Annotated in this window: 13 protein-coding genes; 4 read left to right on the forward strand and 9 right to left on the reverse strand. The window is 70.6% G+C overall.

Annotation, left to right across the window (positions count from 1 at the left end; genetic code table 11):
* Positions 1-18: 18 nt before the first annotated feature.
* Complete coding sequence (locus VLK66_RS26655; protein ID WP_325312556.1) at positions 19-2175, forward strand: fibronectin type III domain-containing protein; 2157 nt, start codon at positions 19-21, stop codon at positions 2173-2175.
* 262 nt (positions 2176-2437) lie between these two features.
* Positions 2438-4423, forward strand: a complete 1986-nt coding sequence (gene htpG, locus VLK66_RS26660; protein WP_325312557.1) for a molecular chaperone HtpG — start codon at positions 2438-2440, stop codon at positions 4421-4423.
* Between the two features lie 537 nt (positions 4424-4960).
* Here the strand turns inward: htpG and VLK66_RS26665 are convergent.
* The gene (locus VLK66_RS26665; protein ID WP_325312558.1) at positions 4961-5257 is read right to left on the reverse strand and encodes a hypothetical protein; all 297 of its coding nucleotides are present in this window, start codon (positions 5255-5257) and stop codon (positions 4961-4963) included.
* 260 nt (positions 5258-5517) lie between these two features.
* Here VLK66_RS26665 and VLK66_RS26670 point away from each other — a divergent pair, with 260 nt between their 5' ends.
* Positions 5518-5715: a hypothetical protein gene (locus VLK66_RS26670; protein WP_325312559.1), complete on the forward strand. Its 198-nt coding sequence runs from the start codon at positions 5518-5520 to the stop codon at positions 5713-5715.
* A gap of 6 nt (positions 5716-5721) precedes the next feature.
* On the opposite strand, the gene VLK66_RS26675 is transcribed toward VLK66_RS26670, so the two are convergent.
* The 8 genes from VLK66_RS26675 to VLK66_RS26710 all read right to left on the reverse strand — a co-directional run bounded on the left by VLK66_RS26675 (position 5722) and on the right by VLK66_RS26710 (position 14419).
* The gene (locus VLK66_RS26675; protein WP_325312560.1) at positions 5722-6237 is read right to left on the reverse strand and encodes a GNAT family N-acetyltransferase; all 516 of its coding nucleotides are present in this window, start codon (positions 6235-6237) and stop codon (positions 5722-5724) included.
* A 35-nt stretch (positions 6238-6272) separates the two neighbouring features.
* On the reverse strand, positions 6273-6803 hold the full coding sequence (locus VLK66_RS26680) for a GNAT family N-acetyltransferase (RefSeq protein ID WP_325312561.1): 531 nt from the start codon (positions 6801-6803) through the stop codon (positions 6273-6275).
* Between the two features lie 182 nt (positions 6804-6985).
* Positions 6986-7525, reverse strand: a complete 540-nt coding sequence (locus tag VLK66_RS26685) for a GNAT family N-acetyltransferase (protein ID WP_325312562.1) — start codon at positions 7523-7525, stop codon at positions 6986-6988.
* Entirely contained in the window at positions 7525-8472 is a 948-nt protein-coding gene (locus tag VLK66_RS26690; protein WP_325312563.1) for a glutathione S-transferase family protein, read from the reverse strand. The genes VLK66_RS26685 and VLK66_RS26690 overlap by 1 nt, the downstream gene beginning before the upstream one ends.
* Before the next feature lie 379 nt (positions 8473-8851).
* Positions 8852-9541 carry a class I SAM-dependent methyltransferase gene (locus tag VLK66_RS26695; RefSeq protein WP_325312564.1) on the reverse strand — a complete coding sequence of 230 codons (690 nt, stop codon included), beginning with the start codon at positions 9539-9541 and terminating at the stop codon, positions 8852-8854.
* 96 nt (positions 9542-9637) lie between these two features.
* On the reverse strand, positions 9638-11032 hold the full coding sequence (locus VLK66_RS26700; protein WP_325312565.1) for a Fic family protein: 1395 nt from the start codon (positions 11030-11032) through the stop codon (positions 9638-9640).
* Positions 11033-11278: 246 nt separating this feature from the next.
* Complete coding sequence (locus VLK66_RS26705; protein WP_325312566.1) at positions 11279-12934, reverse strand: FAD-binding dehydrogenase; 1656 nt, start codon at positions 12932-12934, stop codon at positions 11279-11281.
* A 255-nt stretch (positions 12935-13189) separates the two neighbouring features.
* Positions 13190-14419 (reverse strand): hypothetical protein, encoded by a 1230-nt coding sequence (locus VLK66_RS26710; RefSeq protein WP_325312567.1) that lies wholly within the window; start codon positions 14417-14419, stop codon positions 13190-13192.
* A gap of 391 nt (positions 14420-14810) precedes the next feature.
* Here VLK66_RS26710 and VLK66_RS26715 point away from each other — a divergent pair, with 391 nt between their 5' ends.
* Positions 14811-15791 carry a tetratricopeptide repeat protein gene (locus tag VLK66_RS26715; RefSeq protein WP_325312568.1) on the forward strand — a complete coding sequence of 327 codons (981 nt, stop codon included), beginning with the start codon at positions 14811-14813 and terminating at the stop codon, positions 15789-15791.
* Positions 15792-15911 lie beyond the last annotated feature (120 nt).

Genomic DNA, 15911 nt, shown 5'->3' on the forward strand with positions numbered 1-15911 from the left:
ATCATCCCGGAGAACTTCATGCACCGGACGCTGCGCGCATTCGCGCTCGCCTCGGCCCTCGCCACTCTCGCATCGTGCGATTCGGCCGCGCCGCTGTCGCCGCTGGACGTCCCGGGGGGGCCGCCGAGCTTCACCGCGGGGGCGGCGTTCCCCGCGCCCGCGGGCTTCACCGTGGAGGGGCCGGGGCTCTCGGGCGGCACGGTGACGCTGTCGTGGGAGGACCTCCCGGGCGACCAGCTGTACCTGGTGCAGTGGCGCCAGGGCGAGGCGGGGAGCTGGAAGTCGCTGGTGAGCACGGGCGCCAACCGGACCACGGTCACGACCGACAGCCTGTCCAGGTCGCAGCCCAACTACTACCGGGTCGCGGGGCTGACGGCGGACCAGAGGCAGGTGGGCGAGTTCTCCGTGGGGCTGCTGAAGCCCGGCGCCTACGCCCGCGATGCGTTCATGACGTCGGACACCACCGCCAGCCTGAATGCCTGGCTGCGCCCGAACGGAAGCCCCGCCACCACCTGGTTCGAGGTGGGCACCGACCCGGCGCTCGCGGGCGCCACGCAGACGCCCGCCGAGGTGGTGCAGCCGCACCCGTACCTGGGGATTCTGGTCGTGACCCGCGACATGGCGGTCACGCCCGGCACCCGGTACTACTATCGGTTCGCGGCCAGCAACGCCGCGGGAACCAGCTACGGGCCCATCCTGCACTTCAGCTCCGCGCCGCCCGCCGCCCCCGCGGGCGTCACGGCCACGTTCTCGGCGGCGCCGCTGACCTATCCGTACGGCTGGTCCACCCTGAACACGGCGGCGCACAACGTCAAAGTCCAGTGGACGCACGACGGGTCCGACGTCTGGCGGTTCCGGGTGCAGCGCCGGGGGGTGGGGTCGGCCAACTGGGTGCAGGTCACCGAGGCGGGGGCCTCGGAGCGCAGCTACGTGGACGAGGCGTTCCCCGTGACGGCGGACCGCGAGTACGACTACCGCGTGCTGGCCTGCAACCGCATCGGCCAGTGCGGGGCCTCGGCCGAGGTGCGCGTGCTCGTGAAGGGGCTCGCCCCGCCGGCCGGCTTCACGGCCACGCGCCTGGCCGACGGGCGCGTGGGGATGGCGTGGCAGGACCTGGCCAGCGAGGACGGGTACTTCGTGCAGTGGCGCGCGGGCGAGACGGGGAACTGGCAGACGCTGGTCAGCACCGGGAAGAACGTGACGTCGTACACCACCGCCTCAGTGACCGCGGGGGTGACCAACTACTACCGCGTGGCGGGCCTGGCGAATTCCTTCCGCATGGGCGCCGCCTCGGAGGGGTCGGTCGCGGCCGGCGCGGGGCGGAGCATGCAGGTGCAGACGGGGATCTTTACCCTTCCCTCGTCCACCCTCTCCGCCATGACGGCCACGGTCACGCCGAACGGGTTGGCGGCCACGGCGTGGATCGAGTGGGGCACGGACCCGTCGCTCTCCGGCGCGGCGCAGACGTCCGCGCGTGCGGTGGGGGCGGGGACGAACGCGGTGACGTTCACCGACAGCGTGGCGGTCTCGCCGGGGGTGACGTACTACTACCGCGCGGCCGCCTCCAACTCGGTGGGAACGGTGCGCGGCGCCATCAAGAGCTTCTACGCCGGGCCGCCCGCGACGCCGTCGCTCAGCGCGGCGTTCGACCCCGCGGGCTACCGGATCGCCACGTCGTGGACCCACTCCGGCGTGGGGACGCCCACCCGCTTCCGCCTGGAGCGTCGGACCACCGGGCAGACGGCGTGGACGCAGCTCGTGGATTATCCGACGACCTACTCGTCGTCGTACCAGGACGCGAGCTTCCCGGCGAACGCCGCGCGCTCGTACGACTACCGCGTGCTGGCGTGCAACGCCTCGAACGAGTGCGCGCCGTCGTCCATCGTCACGGTGCAGACGCAGCCGCTGGCCGCGCCGGCCGGGCTGCAGGTGGCGCGCACGGCCACCGGCGTGACGCTGAGCTGGCAGAACATCACCGGCGAGGTGGACTTCCTGGTGCAGTGGCGCACCGACCCGTCCGCCCCGTGGAAGACGCTGGTCAGCACGGGGGCCAACGTCACGTCCTACTCCACCGCCAGCGCAACCCCCGGCGCCACCAACTACTACCGCGTGGCCGGCGAGGCGTCGGGCTTCCGCGTGGGCGTCTTCTCCGAGACCTCCATCGCCATCCCGTGACCGCTGCGGACGGACGATGAACGCGAACGGGCGCCCCGGCGAGGGGCGCCCGTTCTTTTCGCGTTCGCGATCGGGGACGGGAGATGAAGATCCCTCCTCCGTTCCCTCCGTTTCCTCCGTGTGATCCTTCTTTCCTCCTCATCCCGCCACTTGTTGCCTCCGCGGCGGAGTCGCTAATTTTTCCGGCTCGCCCGCGGCCGGGAGGCGCGCGCGGGCGTGAATCACGAACCATCCATCATCCGGCAAGCACAGGAGGGAACGCGTGTCCGAGCAGGCGCAGCAGTTCGCCTTCCAGGCCGAGGTGCAGCGGCTCCTCGACCTGGTCATCCACTCGCTGTACACCCACAAGGAGATCTTCCTTCGCGAGCTGGTTTCCAACGCATCCGACGCCATCGACCGGCTGCGCTTCGAGGCGCTGACCCGCCCCGAGCTTCTGCCGCAGGACCACGAGCCGAAGATCCGCCTCGTCCCCGACAGGGAGAACCGCACCCTCACCATCGAGGACGACGGGATCGGGATGACGCGCGACGAGGTGGTGCAGAACATCGGCACCATCGCCCGCTCGGGCACGCGCGAGGCGCTGGAGAAGCTGAAGGAGAGCGCGGGCGAGGGCGCCGGGCAGCTGATCGGGCAGTTCGGCGTGGGCTTCTACTCGTCGTTCATGGTGGCCGACCGCGTCGATCTCGTCACGCGCAAGGCGGGGACGGACGAGGCGACCCGGTGGTCGTCGGCGGGGGGCGGGTCGTTCACGGTGAGCGACGCGGAGCGTGACCGCCCGGGGACCACCATCACCCTGCACCTGAAGCCGGCCGATTCCGAGAACGGGATCGAGGACTACACCGACCGCTGGGTGCTGCAGCGCCTGGTGCGCCAGCACGCCGACTTCATCACCTACCCCATCCTCCTTCCCGCCGAGAAGCCGGAAGAGGTGCCCGAGGGCGAGACGCCGGAGCCCGAAAAGCCGCTCAACTCCATGAAGCCCATCTGGGCGCGGCCGCCGGCGGAGGTCACGAAGGAGGAGTACGCCGACTTCTACCGGCAGATCTCGCACGACTGGAGCGAGCCGCTGGAGACCGTGCACACCCGCGGCGAGGGGCTGGTGGAGTTCCAGGCGCTGCTCTTCATCCCCTCGCGCGGCGCCACCGAGCTGTACTACCCCGGCTTCAAGCCCAACCTGCGGCTGTACGTGAAGCGGATGCTGGTGCGCGAGAACAGCGAGGAGCTGCTCCCGCGCTGGCTGCGCTGGGTGCGCGGCGCGGTCGACAGCCCCGACCTGCCGCTGAACGTCTCTCGCGAGATGCTGCAGAGCGACCGCCACGTCCGCCAGATCCGCCGCACGCTGACGAAGAAGGTGATGGGGACGCTGGAGGCCATGCTGGAGGGCGACCGCGCGAAGTACGAGGGCTTCTGGCGCGAGCTGGGGCGCGCGGTGAAGGAGGGGGTGGACAGCGACTGGGACAACCGCGACGCCATTCTCAAGCTCCTCCTCTTCGGCTCGTCGCGCGACGCCGAAGCGCTGATCACGCTGCAGGAGTACGTGGCGCGGATGCCCGAGGCGCAGAAGGACATCTGGTACCTCACCGGCACCAGCCGCGAGCAGATCGACGGCTCGCCCGCGCTGGAGGCGTTCCGCGACCGCGGGTGGGAGGTGCTGTACCTGACCGACCCGGTGGACGAGCTGGTGGTGCAGTCGGTGACGGAGTTCGAGGGGAAGCGGCTGCGCTCGGCGGGCAAGGGCGCGGTGGAGCTGGAGGAGGGGGAGAAGAAGGACGCGGCGGACGAGCAGAAGAAGGAGTTCGAGCCGTTCCTGGAGGCGCTGCGGAAGCGGGTGGACACCTGGGTGAAGGAGGTGCGCCTCTCCGGCCGGCTGACGAAGTCGCCCGCGGTGCTGGTGGTGAGCGAGCACGACTACTCGCCGCACCTGGAGCGCATGCTGGCCGCCGGGCGGGGCGACGGGATCCGGCAGCGGCGCATCCTGGAGCTGAACGCCCGGCATCCGCTGGTGCAGGGCCTGCGCCGCCGCTTCGACGCCAACCCGGACGACTCCGTGGTGGGCGACTACGCCGAGCTGCTGCTGGGGTGGTCGCTGCTGGCCGAGGGCTCCGAGCCGCACGACCCCGTCCGCTTCACCCAGCTCGTCGCCGGGCTGATGGAGACGGGCCTGGGCGCCGCTCCCGCCCCGCAGCCGGCGGAGGAATCCACCCCGCCCGGGCCGGCGGCGGAGGAGGCGGCGGCCAGCGCGGAGTGATCGCGCACGACGTCTGAACGCCACGAAGCGCTCTCCGCAGTCCGGAGAGCGCTTCGTCGTTGCACGATACTACGTCCCACGATGACGTCATCCTGAGTCGAACACCGCGCTTCGCGCGACCACGGAGGATGAAAGGAGATCGGTCGTGAGCACCGGGGCCGCGGAGTGAGCGGAATCAGCCTCGCGCAGTTTGCGAGGCTTTCCCGTAGTTGTTGCTGCGACTTCAGTCGCCGGTGACCGGCTGCGCCCGCGCACTTTCTATTCAGGCCGGCCACGCCGTAACCGGCGTCCGCACAGGTGCTTGCAGGCCGAAGGATCCATAATCGCCCAGCACGTCAATCGGGAGATGCACCGATCCTGTGATCCTGCAGCGGCGACGAATCCTCCGGCGATCGTGCAATCCGGAAGCGCACGTGCGACCTCGCCTATAGATCCTTCGGCCTGCGACCACTCGTGCTGGGCAATGACGGTGTGGCCGGCCTCAGAATGACGTCTCTCTGTGTGTTCGTAATGCACAGCACATTGCCAGATCCGGTATCACATCTCGACGCAGATCACCCCGTTGCACGTGACCGCGGGGTCGCTCCCGCCGGTGCCGGTGCCCGTTCCGCCCCCGCCGCAACCCGGGGCGCAGGTGGCCTCGTAGCACGTTCCGCCGCAGCTCTGGTCCGTGTGCTCGCACGGGTATCCCGCGCCCGCGCAGGTCTCCGAGGGAGAGCAGTCCTCCCAGTACAGCGACACGTGCCCGCGAACCGTCCCGCGCGCCGGCGGCGAGTCCGCGGGGGCGAACGATTCAATCACCAGCGCGTCCAGATCCAGCCGTAGTTTCCGCATCCGTGTCGGCTCCGCTCGGGTGGGCATCTCCCTTGTGCGACTGGCGGGAGAGCGTTGGGGGATGGAATCCCAATCTCCTGCTAACCGAGCCGTTCGCGCAACGGTGTGACGCGTCCACCCCATGGTCCGCGTCGGGCTCGGGCGTTCGCAACCGTCAGGTGTGGAATGAGTTGCGAGGTACTCCGGATTCCGTTACGCTGGGGGTGTGGGTGAAGGCACTCCGCCCTCTCCTCCGGAACCCCACACATCCCGGAGACACGATGGAGAACGAAGCCACCCCGCGCTGCGCCCGGTGCGGCAGCGCGCATCTCACGTGGCGTGTGAAGCGCAACGGCATCGGCGCCTCGCGCGACTCCCACCGCGAGCTGCGGTGGACGTGCGCCGGCTGCGGCTGCGAGTGGACCGAGCCGCTTTCCATCCCCGCGCCGGCCATTCCGGAGCCCGAGCCGATCGGCTGAGCGCCGTCAGAGGCTCGGGAGCTCGTAGACCGCCGTGTCGGGCGCGCCGGGCTTCATCTGCACGTGGCTGGAGAAGGCGAACCCGAGCTTCTCCAGCAGGCGGATGGAGCCCGCGTTGTGCGGCGCCACCAGGGCGATCGCGCGCGCCAGCCCCAGCGAGCGCTTGCCGTACTCCAGCACCGCCGCCGCCGCCTCGAACGCAAACCCGCGCGACCAGAACTCGGGGAGAAAGGCGTAGCCCAGGTCCACGTCCTCGAACTGCTCGCGGCGGAGCAGCCCGCACATCCCGATCGGCTGCATCCCCGCCTCCTTCAGCGCGACCAGCCACAGCCCGTGCCCGTGCGCCGCGTAGCTGCGGATGGGGCCGTCGGTAAGGTACGCGGCGGCGTCGTCCGTCGTTCGCACGCCGCGGTCGGCGATGTTCGCGATGAACGACGGCTCGTTCAGCAGCCGCAGGATGAACTCCGCGTCCTCGGGCGTGAACTCTCGCAGTACCAGCCGCTCGGTCTCGACCACGGTCATGGGGGATTTCGGTAGATGGGGATGATGGGGCGGCGTCACTCGGCCGGCGCGAGCTCGCGATACCACAACAGCTGCGCCTCGTGCGGGAGACCGGGATACGCGAACCGGTGGATGGCGCCGAGCACGCATCCCCGCGCCGCGTAGAACCGGCACGCGGGGACGTTCACGTTCTGCGTCTCGATCTTCATCCGCCGGCACCCGCGCGCCGCCGCCCATGCCTCCGCCGCGCGGAAGAGCGCCGAGCCGGCGCCGCGCCCGCGCGCCTCCGGCGCCACGCGGAGGTCCCAGAGCACGGCCAGGTCGCGCCGCCCCTCCAGCATCTCCACCCCCGCCGTATCGAACGCGATCGCCGCCCCGCCGATCACGCGCCGGCCGGACCGCGCCACGAGCAATCCCCAGCTCGATACGTCGAAGCGCGCCGCCCACCCGGCCGGCCCGCCGTCCAGCGCATCGTAGTTCTTGAGATACGGCGCATCCACGCTCCGCTCCGCCAGCAGCAGCCCGCCCAGCCCGCCGTCGCGCGCCACCACGTCGAGCACCGCGCGCACCTCGAACGCGATCGGCACTCGCGCATATTCCGCGATCGCGCCGAACCCTTCATCGGCGATGTCGATGTTCACGAGGGTCGCGCCGGTGGGATGAGGTTGCGGAAAGATGCCGGTCCAGCGATGTCCGCGAAGGCGGACTGCGTGCCGTTGTAGCCGCGAGTTCACTCGCATTTTCGGGATCTTTCGGCGACCGCATCGCATCATTCCGCGCCGGGCGATCCATCCCCATCCCCCAGCCCCAGCCGGTACGCCCACACGACCTCGGCGCCTTCGGGGTGGAAGTCGTACTCCGGCGCGCGAACGAAGCCCATGCGCTCGTACATCCGCAGCGCCGCGCGCATGCTGCGCGACGTGTGCAGCCCCAGGTCCGCCGCGCCCGCGGCCCGCGCGCGGCGCACGCACTCGTCCACCAGCGCCTGGCCCACGCCCAGTCCGCGCGCGTCCGGCGACACGGCGAGCAGGCGCAGCTCCGGCCAGGGCGCCGCGTCCGCCGCGCCGCCGTAGTCCTCGGCGGCGGGGGGAAACAGCATCACGCTGCCCACCAGCGCGCCGCGGTGCAGCGCCACGATCCGCTCCGCCGCCGACGCGCGGTCCAGCGCGGCCTCCAGCGCGCCGCGCAGCCCGGCCCACGCCGAGGGCTCCATCACCGCCTCGTACTCGCCGTAGGCGGCGAGCGTCAGCGCGCGCACGGCGGCCCGCTCGTCCGGCCTCACGTCGCGGACCTCCAGCGCGTCCGCCATCACGCCAGCCGATCTCGCTCGTGCGGCGCCGTCCAGTCCACGATGGGGCCCAGCGGCACGATGCGCGACGGGTTCAGCCGGTCGTGCGTCATGTAGTAGTGGCGCTTGATGTGGTCGAAATCCACCGTCTCGCCGAAGCCGGGGCGCTGGAACAGGTCGCGGGCGTACCCCCACAGGTTGGGGTAGTCCACCAGCCGCCGCAGGTTGCACTTGAAGTGGCCCACGTACACCGCGTCGAAGCGCGCCAGCGTGGTGAACAGCCGGATGTCGGCCTCGGTGAGCTGGCCGCCCACCAGGTAGCGCTGCCCGGCCAGCCGCTCCTCCAGCCAGTCCAGCCGCGCGAAGAGCGCCGTCACCGCTTCCTCGTACTTCTCCTGCGACGCCGCGAACCCGGCGCGGTACACGCCGTTGTTCACGTCCTGATAGACGAGCTCGTTCACGGCGTCGATCTCTTCCCGCAGGTGCGGGGGATACAGCTCCGGCGCGCCGGGCTTGTGGAAGGCGGTGAACTGCGTCTCGAAGTCGAGGGTGATGTCGGGATAGTTGTTCGTCACCAGCCGCCCCGTCACCCGGTCCCAGATGCAGGGCACGGTGTAGCGCCCGGTGTACGACGGATCGGTCCGCAGATACGCCTCGGAAAGGAACTGGAAGCTGCAGACGGGGTCCGGCCCGTGCCCCGGCCCCTCGCGGAAGGCCCATCCCCGCTCGTCGCGGATGGGGTCGACCACCGACATGGAGACGACCTCCTCCAGCCCCAGCAGCCTGCGGACGATGATGGCCCGGTGCGCCCACGGGCACGCCAGCGACACGTACAGGTGGTACCGCCCCGCCTCCGCCGGAAAGCCGGACGATCCGTCGGCGGTGATGCGATCGCGGATCGAGTACCGCTGCCGCACGAACGCCCCGTCCGCCCCCGTCTCCGCCGGAAACTGCGCCGTGGTAGTCATCTTCTTCCTGTCTCTCCAGAAATTCCAGCCGTGCGGATGCTGCCCGCGCTCGTCCTCGTCGCCCGCGGGGCCCTCCCCCCCGCGGCTGGGGCCGCGTACCCCCTCCCGATAACGGAAGGGGTAACTTAGAAAGCTCCGCACAGGCGATGGCGCATGCGGCAGATTTCGTGTGGCGCGTCGCCCGCCCATGCATCGCGGCGTGATCCGAAGCTTCTTTCGCGATGAGTTCTCCCCTCCCCCCGCGGAGCGGGCGGAGGGGCCGGGGGCGGGGCCGGGGGAGGGGGCCAGCCAGGCGGGCAGGGCGTCTCCGAATTCTGGAGATGCCTCTCCTCGCGCGGACGTCTCCTTCTGCTCTCCGTTCCCCCGGATAAGACGTATGCTATCGCGGCGGCGCCATCTCGAACACGCCGATCGGGCGCGGCGTAGCCTCCTCGCCCACGTTCCACTTGGTGAGCACGATCTTCCAGCCGTCCGCCTCCAGCGCCTCGAGCAGCTTCAGGCTGGGCTTGCGGAACGGGTCGGAGAGGAGGATGCGGCCGCCCGGCGCCAGGTTCCGCTCGAAGATCGCGCGGAGGTGCGGGTGCATCACCTCGCCGTAGAGCACGTCCGAGCCGATGATCCAGTCGTACCGCTCGTCATCGTCCCACTCCGTCCAGTTCACGATGCGGTGGTCGATGCCCCTCGCGCCGTTCCGCTCGCCGTTGCGCCGGCAGACGGACATCGCCAGCTCCAGCTTGTCGGTCTGCACCAACCGCGCGCCCAGCGACGCCGCCACGATCCCCGGCAACCCCGTTCCCGCGCCCAGCTCCAGCACCCGCTGCCCGCGGAAGTCCTCTCCGCGCGACGCGATCTCGTGCGCCAGCGCGATGGCCGCGGGCCACAGCACGATGCCGTACGGCTTGTGGTCGCGCTCCTCCCACAGGTAGCGCTCCTCCTCCTCGTGCGAGAGGATGGCGCCGGTGTGCAGCAAGGCCCACTCCCGCCCGCCCAGCCGGACGTGGTACTCGTGCAGCGGAAAGTCGCCCGCGGTGGTGCTCAGCACCTGCGGCTCGGTCGCGGATGCGGTCATCGATGACATCGGTCGGGATTCAGCTCGTCACGCTTTCGGCCGGGCTGCCGGGCTGATGAAAGATCGATGCCCGGCGGGCTTCACCGCGGACGCAACTCAATCCGGCGCGTGGAACTTTGCCTTCCACGCGGCGAACTCGCTGATGCGCAGATCGTAGCGGTGCAGGTTGCCCTCGTGCAGGCTCACCAGCAGCGTGAGCGCGCGTTCGGTGAAGGCCTCCACGTCCGCGGCGGGGACGGCGTGTTCCTCCGCCCACGCGCGGATCAGCCCCATGCGCGGCGGCTCGCCCGCGCGCACCATCTCGTGCACTACGGTGCCCAGCTCGCGGCGGTAGCGCATGCGCAGCGGGTCCGGCTCGCCGACGGCGTCGCGCGCCACGCGGTACTGCGCGCACGACCGCTGGTACGCCCACACGAACACGTCGCGCAGCAGGTCCACGCGCGTGAGCTCGTACACGCCCAGCGTGGCCTCGACGTACGCGCGCTCCGGCACGTCCACGAAGGAGAGCGGGCAGAGATTGGCCTTGATCAGCGGGATGTTGGCGCCCAGCCGCGACGTCCGCTTGTTCACGTCGGCGAACGGCTGGAGATACGGCACGTGCACCATCACGAAGAACGCCTGCTCGAAGGGGTCGGGGATGGCGCCGGCCCTCGCCAGGACGAGGCGGAAGCAGTCCTCGACCGCCTGCGGAATGGCGAGGGGAAGGTACGGGGTGCCCGAGATCTCCACGATGCGCGTGCGCAGCCGTCCCTCGTCGCCCGGATCGGCCAGCAGGTTCTCGGACAGCGCGGCGTGGAGGTTCTGGAAGGTGAAGAGGTCGAACCCGATGCGGTCCGCCCGCGAGACCAGCAGCTCGATGGCGGCTTTGTGGTTCAGGATCATCTGCGCCTCGGCCAGCTCCTTCCCGTCCGCGCGCTGGCCGAACTCCAGCAGGTTCAGCGTGTCCAGCCGGGTGTAGGTGTTCCCCTCCAGCCGGCTCGACGCCCACGACAGGTCCACCAGCAGCCGGCTGAAGATCTCACGCGCGTACGTTCCGGCCGGCCGCTCACCGTCGGGGGTGCGACCCATCTCGTGCAGCTGCTCGCGAAGCTGGCGGGGCAGATACCACGTCTTCCCCGGCCGGTAGGCCTCCACGAAGCCGCGGTCGTATCCCACCGGCCTGCGCTCCATCAGCGGCCGCCGGACCAGCGCCCGCACCCGCGCGCCCTCGCGGGAGATGGGCACGTAGCCGTCCTCCGGCGCGGGTGCCTCCAGCACCAACGCCGGGCCGGGGACGTATACGAGACGGTTCCCATCGCCGGCGGTGCGCACGCGGTCCTGGTCCATCAGCGAGCGCAGCCGCCGAAGGAGAGTGCGATACCCGATCGTACGGCCGAATGTCTCCGCGAACGCCGCTTCCAACGCCTGACGTCCGATCCCGTCGGGGTTCGACGCGATCAAGGTCTCGACCTCGAGCAGTTCGGCGTTCTCGACCGAATCGTCAGGAGTCATGAGAGTGAGCGCAGACGCGATTCAACGTTCTTCCTTGACAGAATCGGGGCTTCCTTGACAGAAACCGACTCTTGCTTGACAGAAATATTCACTGATCCGGATATCATGTCAAGGAGTGCCAGCGCCTTGGATATTAGTAAAGCAAATAAATTATCAGACAATGGTTATTTTTGAGCTTGCAGATCGTCCTTCTCTTGACAGAGTTTCTCTAACACCTGATTAACCTGTCAAGGAAGCTGGGTGACGTCACTTCACTGCGCCGGCGGCCGCACGTCCCGCCGCCCGGCCGGAGAAGATGCAGCCGCCCAGGAAGGTGCCTTCCAGCGCGCGGTAGCCGTGCATCCCGCCGCCGCCGAAGCCGGCCGCCTCGCCCGCGGCGTACAGGCCGGGGAGCGGCTGGCCGTCCGCGCGGAGGACGCGGGCGGAGAGGTCCGTCTCCAGCCCCCCCAGCGTCTTGCGGGTGAGGATGGAAAGGCGGACGGCGATCAGCGGGCCCGCTTTCGAGTCGAGGATGCGGTGTGGCTTGGCGACGCGGATCAGCTTGTCGCCCAAGTAGTTGCGGGCGCCGCGGAGCGCCGTCACCTGCGCGTCCTTGCAGAACGGGTTGTCCAGCTGGCGGTCGCGCGCCGTGATCTCGCGCTCCAGATCGGCGGCGTCCAGCAGCGGCTCGTCGGTCAGCGCGTTCATCCCCCGCACCAGCTCGGCAAGTGTCTTCGCCACGACGAAATCGGCGCCTTTCTGCTTGAACGCCTCCACCGGCGGCGGGGCGCCGGGGAGGACGCGGCTGGCCACCTTCTTCACGCTCTTCCCGGTGAGATCGGGGTTCTGCTCGCTGCCGGAGAGGGCGAACTCCTTCTCGATGATCTTCTGCGTCAGCACGAACCAGGTGTGGTCGTACCCCGTGCGGACGATGTGCTCCAGCGTGCCCAGCGTGTCGAAGCCGGGAAAGAGCGGCGGCGGCAGGCGGCGCCCCAGCGCGTCGAACCAGAGCGACGACGGGCCGGGGAGGATGCGGATCCCGTGCATGGGCCAGATCGGGTCCCAGTTCTGGATCCCCTCCGTGTAGTGCCACATGCGGTCGGGGTTGATGACGCGCCCGCCCGCCTCCTGCGCGACCCCGATCATCCGCCCGTCCACGTGCGCGGGAACGCCGCTGATCATCCGCTTCGGCGGCGGGCCCATGCGCGGCGGCCAGTTGCGGCGCACCAGCTCGTGGTTGCCGCCGATGCCGCCGGAGGTGACGACCACCGCCTGCGCGTGGAGCTCGAACGTGCCGACTTCCGTGCGCGAGCTGGGTTTCCCGCGCTCGACGTCGCTCGGCTCCAGCACGGCGCCGTGGACCCCGTCCACCGCGCCGCCGGTGACGCTCAGCCCGTCCACGCGGTGGCGGAAGCGGAAGGTGACCAGGCCGCGCGCCTCGGCTTCGCGGACGCGGCGGATGAACGGGTCCAGCACGGCGGGCCCCGTTCCCCAGGTCACGTGGAAGCGGGGGACGGAGTTGCCGTGGCCGGTGGCCAGGTAGCCGCCGCGCTCCGCCCAGCCGACCACGGGAAAGAAGCGGACGCCGCGCTCGTAGAGCCACGCGCGCTTCTCGCCCGCGGCGAAGTCCACGTACGCCTCGGCCCAGCGGCGCGGCCACACGTCCTCGTCGCGGTCGAAGCCGGCGGAGCCCAGCCAGTCCTGCAGCGCCAGCTCGCGCGAGTCGCGGATGCGCATCCGCCGCTGCTCGGGGCTGTCGACCAGGAACAGCCCGCCGAACGACCAGAACGCCTGCCCGCCCAGCGACTGCGCGGGCTCCTGGTCCAGCACGATCACCCGCCGCCCCGCCTCCGCCAGCTCCGCCGCGGCCACCAGCCCCGCCAGGCCGGCGCCGACGACGATCACGTCCGCGTCGTGGGTCATCTTGTATGGAATTCGGTTGGATGGGGATCGGGATTCCGCATCGCCCACAACCTACGATCCATCCCCGCTTCTGCCTACCGTCGGGGATCTCGCGCGGAGACGCGGAGACGCGGAGAACGGCGCAATCTCCCGCATCTACGCGTCTCTTCCGCCTCCGTTTCACCCCACGAAGCAGGAGCCGCGGAGAACCCGTCGTGGGTCCTCCGCGGCTCCGCGTCTCCGCGTGAGATCAGCCCGGCCAGCGGCCGCGCGGGATCAGTGCGAGACGGCCACCGGCGTGGTGCGCTGCGTGGTGGTGCCGTCGCCCACCTGGCCCCAGCTGTTGGCGCCCCAGCACCAGGTCTGCCCGTTGCCGTCCAGCCCGCAGACGCCCGCCTGCTCGGCCTTGATGCTGGTGAACGTCACCCCCGCCGGCTGCGAAACCGCCACCGGGAGCGGGTTGGGGTTGGCGGTGCTGCCGATGCCCAGCTGGCCGTTGCTGTTGTTCCCCCAGCAGTACGCCTGCCCGGCCGAGGTCAGCCCGCAGGTGAAGCTGCCGCCCAGCGTGAGCTGCGTGAAGGTCACGCCCGCCGGCTGCAGCACGGCCGTGGGAACCTTGCGCGTGGTGGTCGTGTTGTCGCCCAGCTGGTACCAGGCGTTGTTCCCCCAGCAGTACGCCTGCCCGCCGGTGTCCAGCGCGCAGACGTGGTCGTACTCGGTGTACACGCTGGTGAAGGTCACCCCGGCAGGCTGCGAGACCGTGACCGGGTAGCGCTTGGTGGACACCGAGTTGTTCCCCAGCGCGCCGCCGGCCGCGTAGCCCCAGCACCACGCCTGGCCGGTGCCGTCCAGCGCGCAGGTAAAGTTGTTCCCCGCCGCCACCTGCGTGAAGGTTACGCCCGGCGCCTGCCGCACCGCCTTGGGGAAGAACGGCGACGTGGTGGTGCTGTCGCCGATCTGGCCCCACGCGTTGCTTCCCCAGCAGTAGGCCTGCCCCGAGGCGTTCAGCCCGCAGGTGTGCGCGTTCCCCGCCGTCAGGCTGCCCGTGAACGACACCGCTCCCAGCGGCAGCACGGGAATGGGGCGCAGCGGCAGCGTGGTGGTGCTGTCGCCCAGGCGGCTGTCGGCGTTGTATCCCCAGCAGTACGCCTGCCCGGCCGAGGTCACCGCGCAGTTGTGCTGCGGCCCCGCCGTGAACGAGGTGAAGGTCACGCCCAGCTGGTAGACGGTGACGGGGACCGACGAGTTGGCCGCCGTGCTGTCGCCCAGCTGCCCCACCGGGTTGCGGCCCCAGCAGTAGAGCTGGCCGGTGGACGCCAGGCCGCAGGCGTGCGTCTGGCCGCCGTCGATGGCGGTGTAGGGCGTGGTGGGGATGACGGTCATCCGTGGCGCGTTCGGCGCGACGGGCGTGGCGCTGTCGGTGATCCGCTCGGCGCATGCGGAGGCGACGAGTGCAGCCGCGGCCAGCGCGAGCGGCACGCGGCGGAGCGGTGTTCGGGGTGTCATGGGGAGACCTCGGGGGATGCTAGGTGAGCCAGCCGGAATCCTGCAGTGGATGGAAGTTGGTCCCCCCCGGCCCATCGGTCAACGAAAATCATGTCTCTTTTTGACGAAGTGGGAGAGCGGCGGATCCCACGTCCCCGACGGAGCGCGGAGAGTTCGATACGGACGGCGCAAAGCCATTCAGCCCCCGTCGCGCGGGCGCTGGCGCCATCCACCTCGCGGCCGCATCCCGGGGCCGATGCCGAATCTCCCACTCATGATGATCCCTGTCCCCTATTCCCTGTCCCCTGCCCCCCATCACCCCTATCCCTTTTCTTTTCGCCCCGCGCCGCCTATCCTGTGACGGAATCCAGAGTTCCGTCCCACGATGCCATTCCCCGAGCCACACCTCGGCATGACGGCTTCCTCCGCGCGTCCGCACCCGGTCGTCCGCACGCTCGCGCTGGCGGCGCTCCTCGCGCTGGCGTCGTGCGTTCCGCACGTGGGGTCGCGCCCGGGGCCGGCGGGGCGCCCCGAGGCCCGCTCGCTGTTCGGGCAGCCGCTGTACCCGCCCGAGCTGCCGCTGGAGGCCCGCCAGCGCGCCGAGGCGCAGCTGGACTCCGCCCGCCAGGGCTACGACCGCGCCCCCGACGACGCCGAGGTGATCCTGACCTACGGCCGCCGCCTGGCCGCGCTGGGGCGCTACCGCGAGGCCATCGGGATGTGGACGGAGGGGATCGACAAGCATCCCCGCGACGCCCGCTTCTACCGCTTCCGGGGGCACCGCTGGATCACCGTGCGCCAGTTCGACCGCGCGGTCGGCGACCTGGAGAAGGCCGAGCGCCTGCTGCGCGGCCGCCCCGACCAGCCGGATCCGGACGGCGCGACGGGAAGCACGCTGCAGCAGGCCGCGTGGTACCACCTGGGCATCGCGCACTACCTCCGCGGCGACTTCGCGCGCGCGGCGTACGCCTTCCGCTTCGCGGTCGACGCGTCGCGCGGCGACGACCAGCGCGTGGCCTCCACCGACTGGCTGTACATGTCGCTGCGCCGCGGCGGCCACCCCGACGAGGCGCAGGCCGCGCTGAACGCGGTTCCCGCCGGGGTGCGCGTGACGGAAGCCGAGCCGTATCTCCAGCGCATCCGCCTGTATCGCGGCGAACTGCCGGCCGATTCGCTGCTGAACCCCGCCGGGAAGAGCACGGTGGACATGGTCACGCAGGCGTACGGGGCGGGGAACTGGCTCCTGATCAACGGCCGCGCCGGCGAGGCGGAGCAGGTGTTCTGGCGCGTCACCCAGGCCGAGAACTGGGCCCCGTTCGGCTACATCGCCGCCGAGGCCGACCTGCGCCGCCTGACCCGCGCCGAGGCCCGCCGCGTCCAGCGCCCGCGGTGAACTGCAGGGGACAGGGGACAGGGAGGGGCGCCGGTCGATCGTCCTCCGCAACCGGAGCCAGCTTCCGAGCCGAACAGCCTCGCGCAGTTTGCGAGGCTTCCCGTAGTTGTTGCTGCGACG

It is taken from the genome of Longimicrobium sp. (genome assembly GCF_035474595.1).
Lineage (GTDB): Bacteria > Gemmatimonadota > Gemmatimonadetes > Longimicrobiales > Longimicrobiaceae > Longimicrobium.

What these genes read in the sequence shown, in the direction of transcription:
- VLK66_RS26655 (WP_325312556.1), top strand. Translation starts at nt 19, where the DNA reads ATGCACCGGACGCTGCGCGCATTCGCGCTCGCCTCGGCCCTCGCCACT.
- VLK66_RS26665 (WP_325312558.1), bottom strand. Translation starts at nt 5,257, where the DNA reads ATGCGGAAACTACGGCTGGATCTGGACGCGCTGGTGATTGAATCGTTC.
- VLK66_RS26670 (WP_325312559.1), top strand. Translation starts at nt 5,518, where the DNA reads ATGGAGAACGAAGCCACCCCGCGCTGCGCCCGGTGCGGCAGCGCGCAT.
- VLK66_RS26675 (WP_325312560.1), bottom strand. Translation starts at nt 6,237, where the DNA reads ATGACCGTGGTCGAGACCGAGCGGCTGGTACTGCGAGAGTTCACGCCC.
- VLK66_RS26685 (WP_325312562.1), bottom strand. Translation starts at nt 7,525, where the DNA reads ATGGCGGACGCGCTGGAGGTCCGCGACGTGAGGCCGGACGAGCGGGCC.
- VLK66_RS26690 (WP_325312563.1), bottom strand. Translation starts at nt 8,472, where the DNA reads ATGACTACCACGGCGCAGTTTCCGGCGGAGACGGGGGCGGACGGGGCG.
- VLK66_RS26695 (WP_325312564.1), bottom strand. Translation starts at nt 9,541, where the DNA reads ATGACCGCATCCGCGACCGAGCCGCAGGTGCTGAGCACCACCGCGGGC.
- VLK66_RS26700 (WP_325312565.1), bottom strand. Translation starts at nt 11,032, where the DNA reads ATGACTCCTGACGATTCGGTCGAGAACGCCGAACTGCTCGAGGTCGAG.
- VLK66_RS26705 (WP_325312566.1), bottom strand. Translation starts at nt 12,934, where the DNA reads ATGACCCACGACGCGGACGTGATCGTCGTCGGCGCCGGCCTGGCGGGG.
- VLK66_RS26710 (WP_325312567.1), bottom strand. Translation starts at nt 14,419, where the DNA reads ATGACACCCCGAACACCGCTCCGCCGCGTGCCGCTCGCGCTGGCCGCG.
- VLK66_RS26715 (WP_325312568.1), top strand. Translation starts at nt 14,811, where the DNA reads ATGACGGCTTCCTCCGCGCGTCCGCACCCGGTCGTCCGCACGCTCGCG.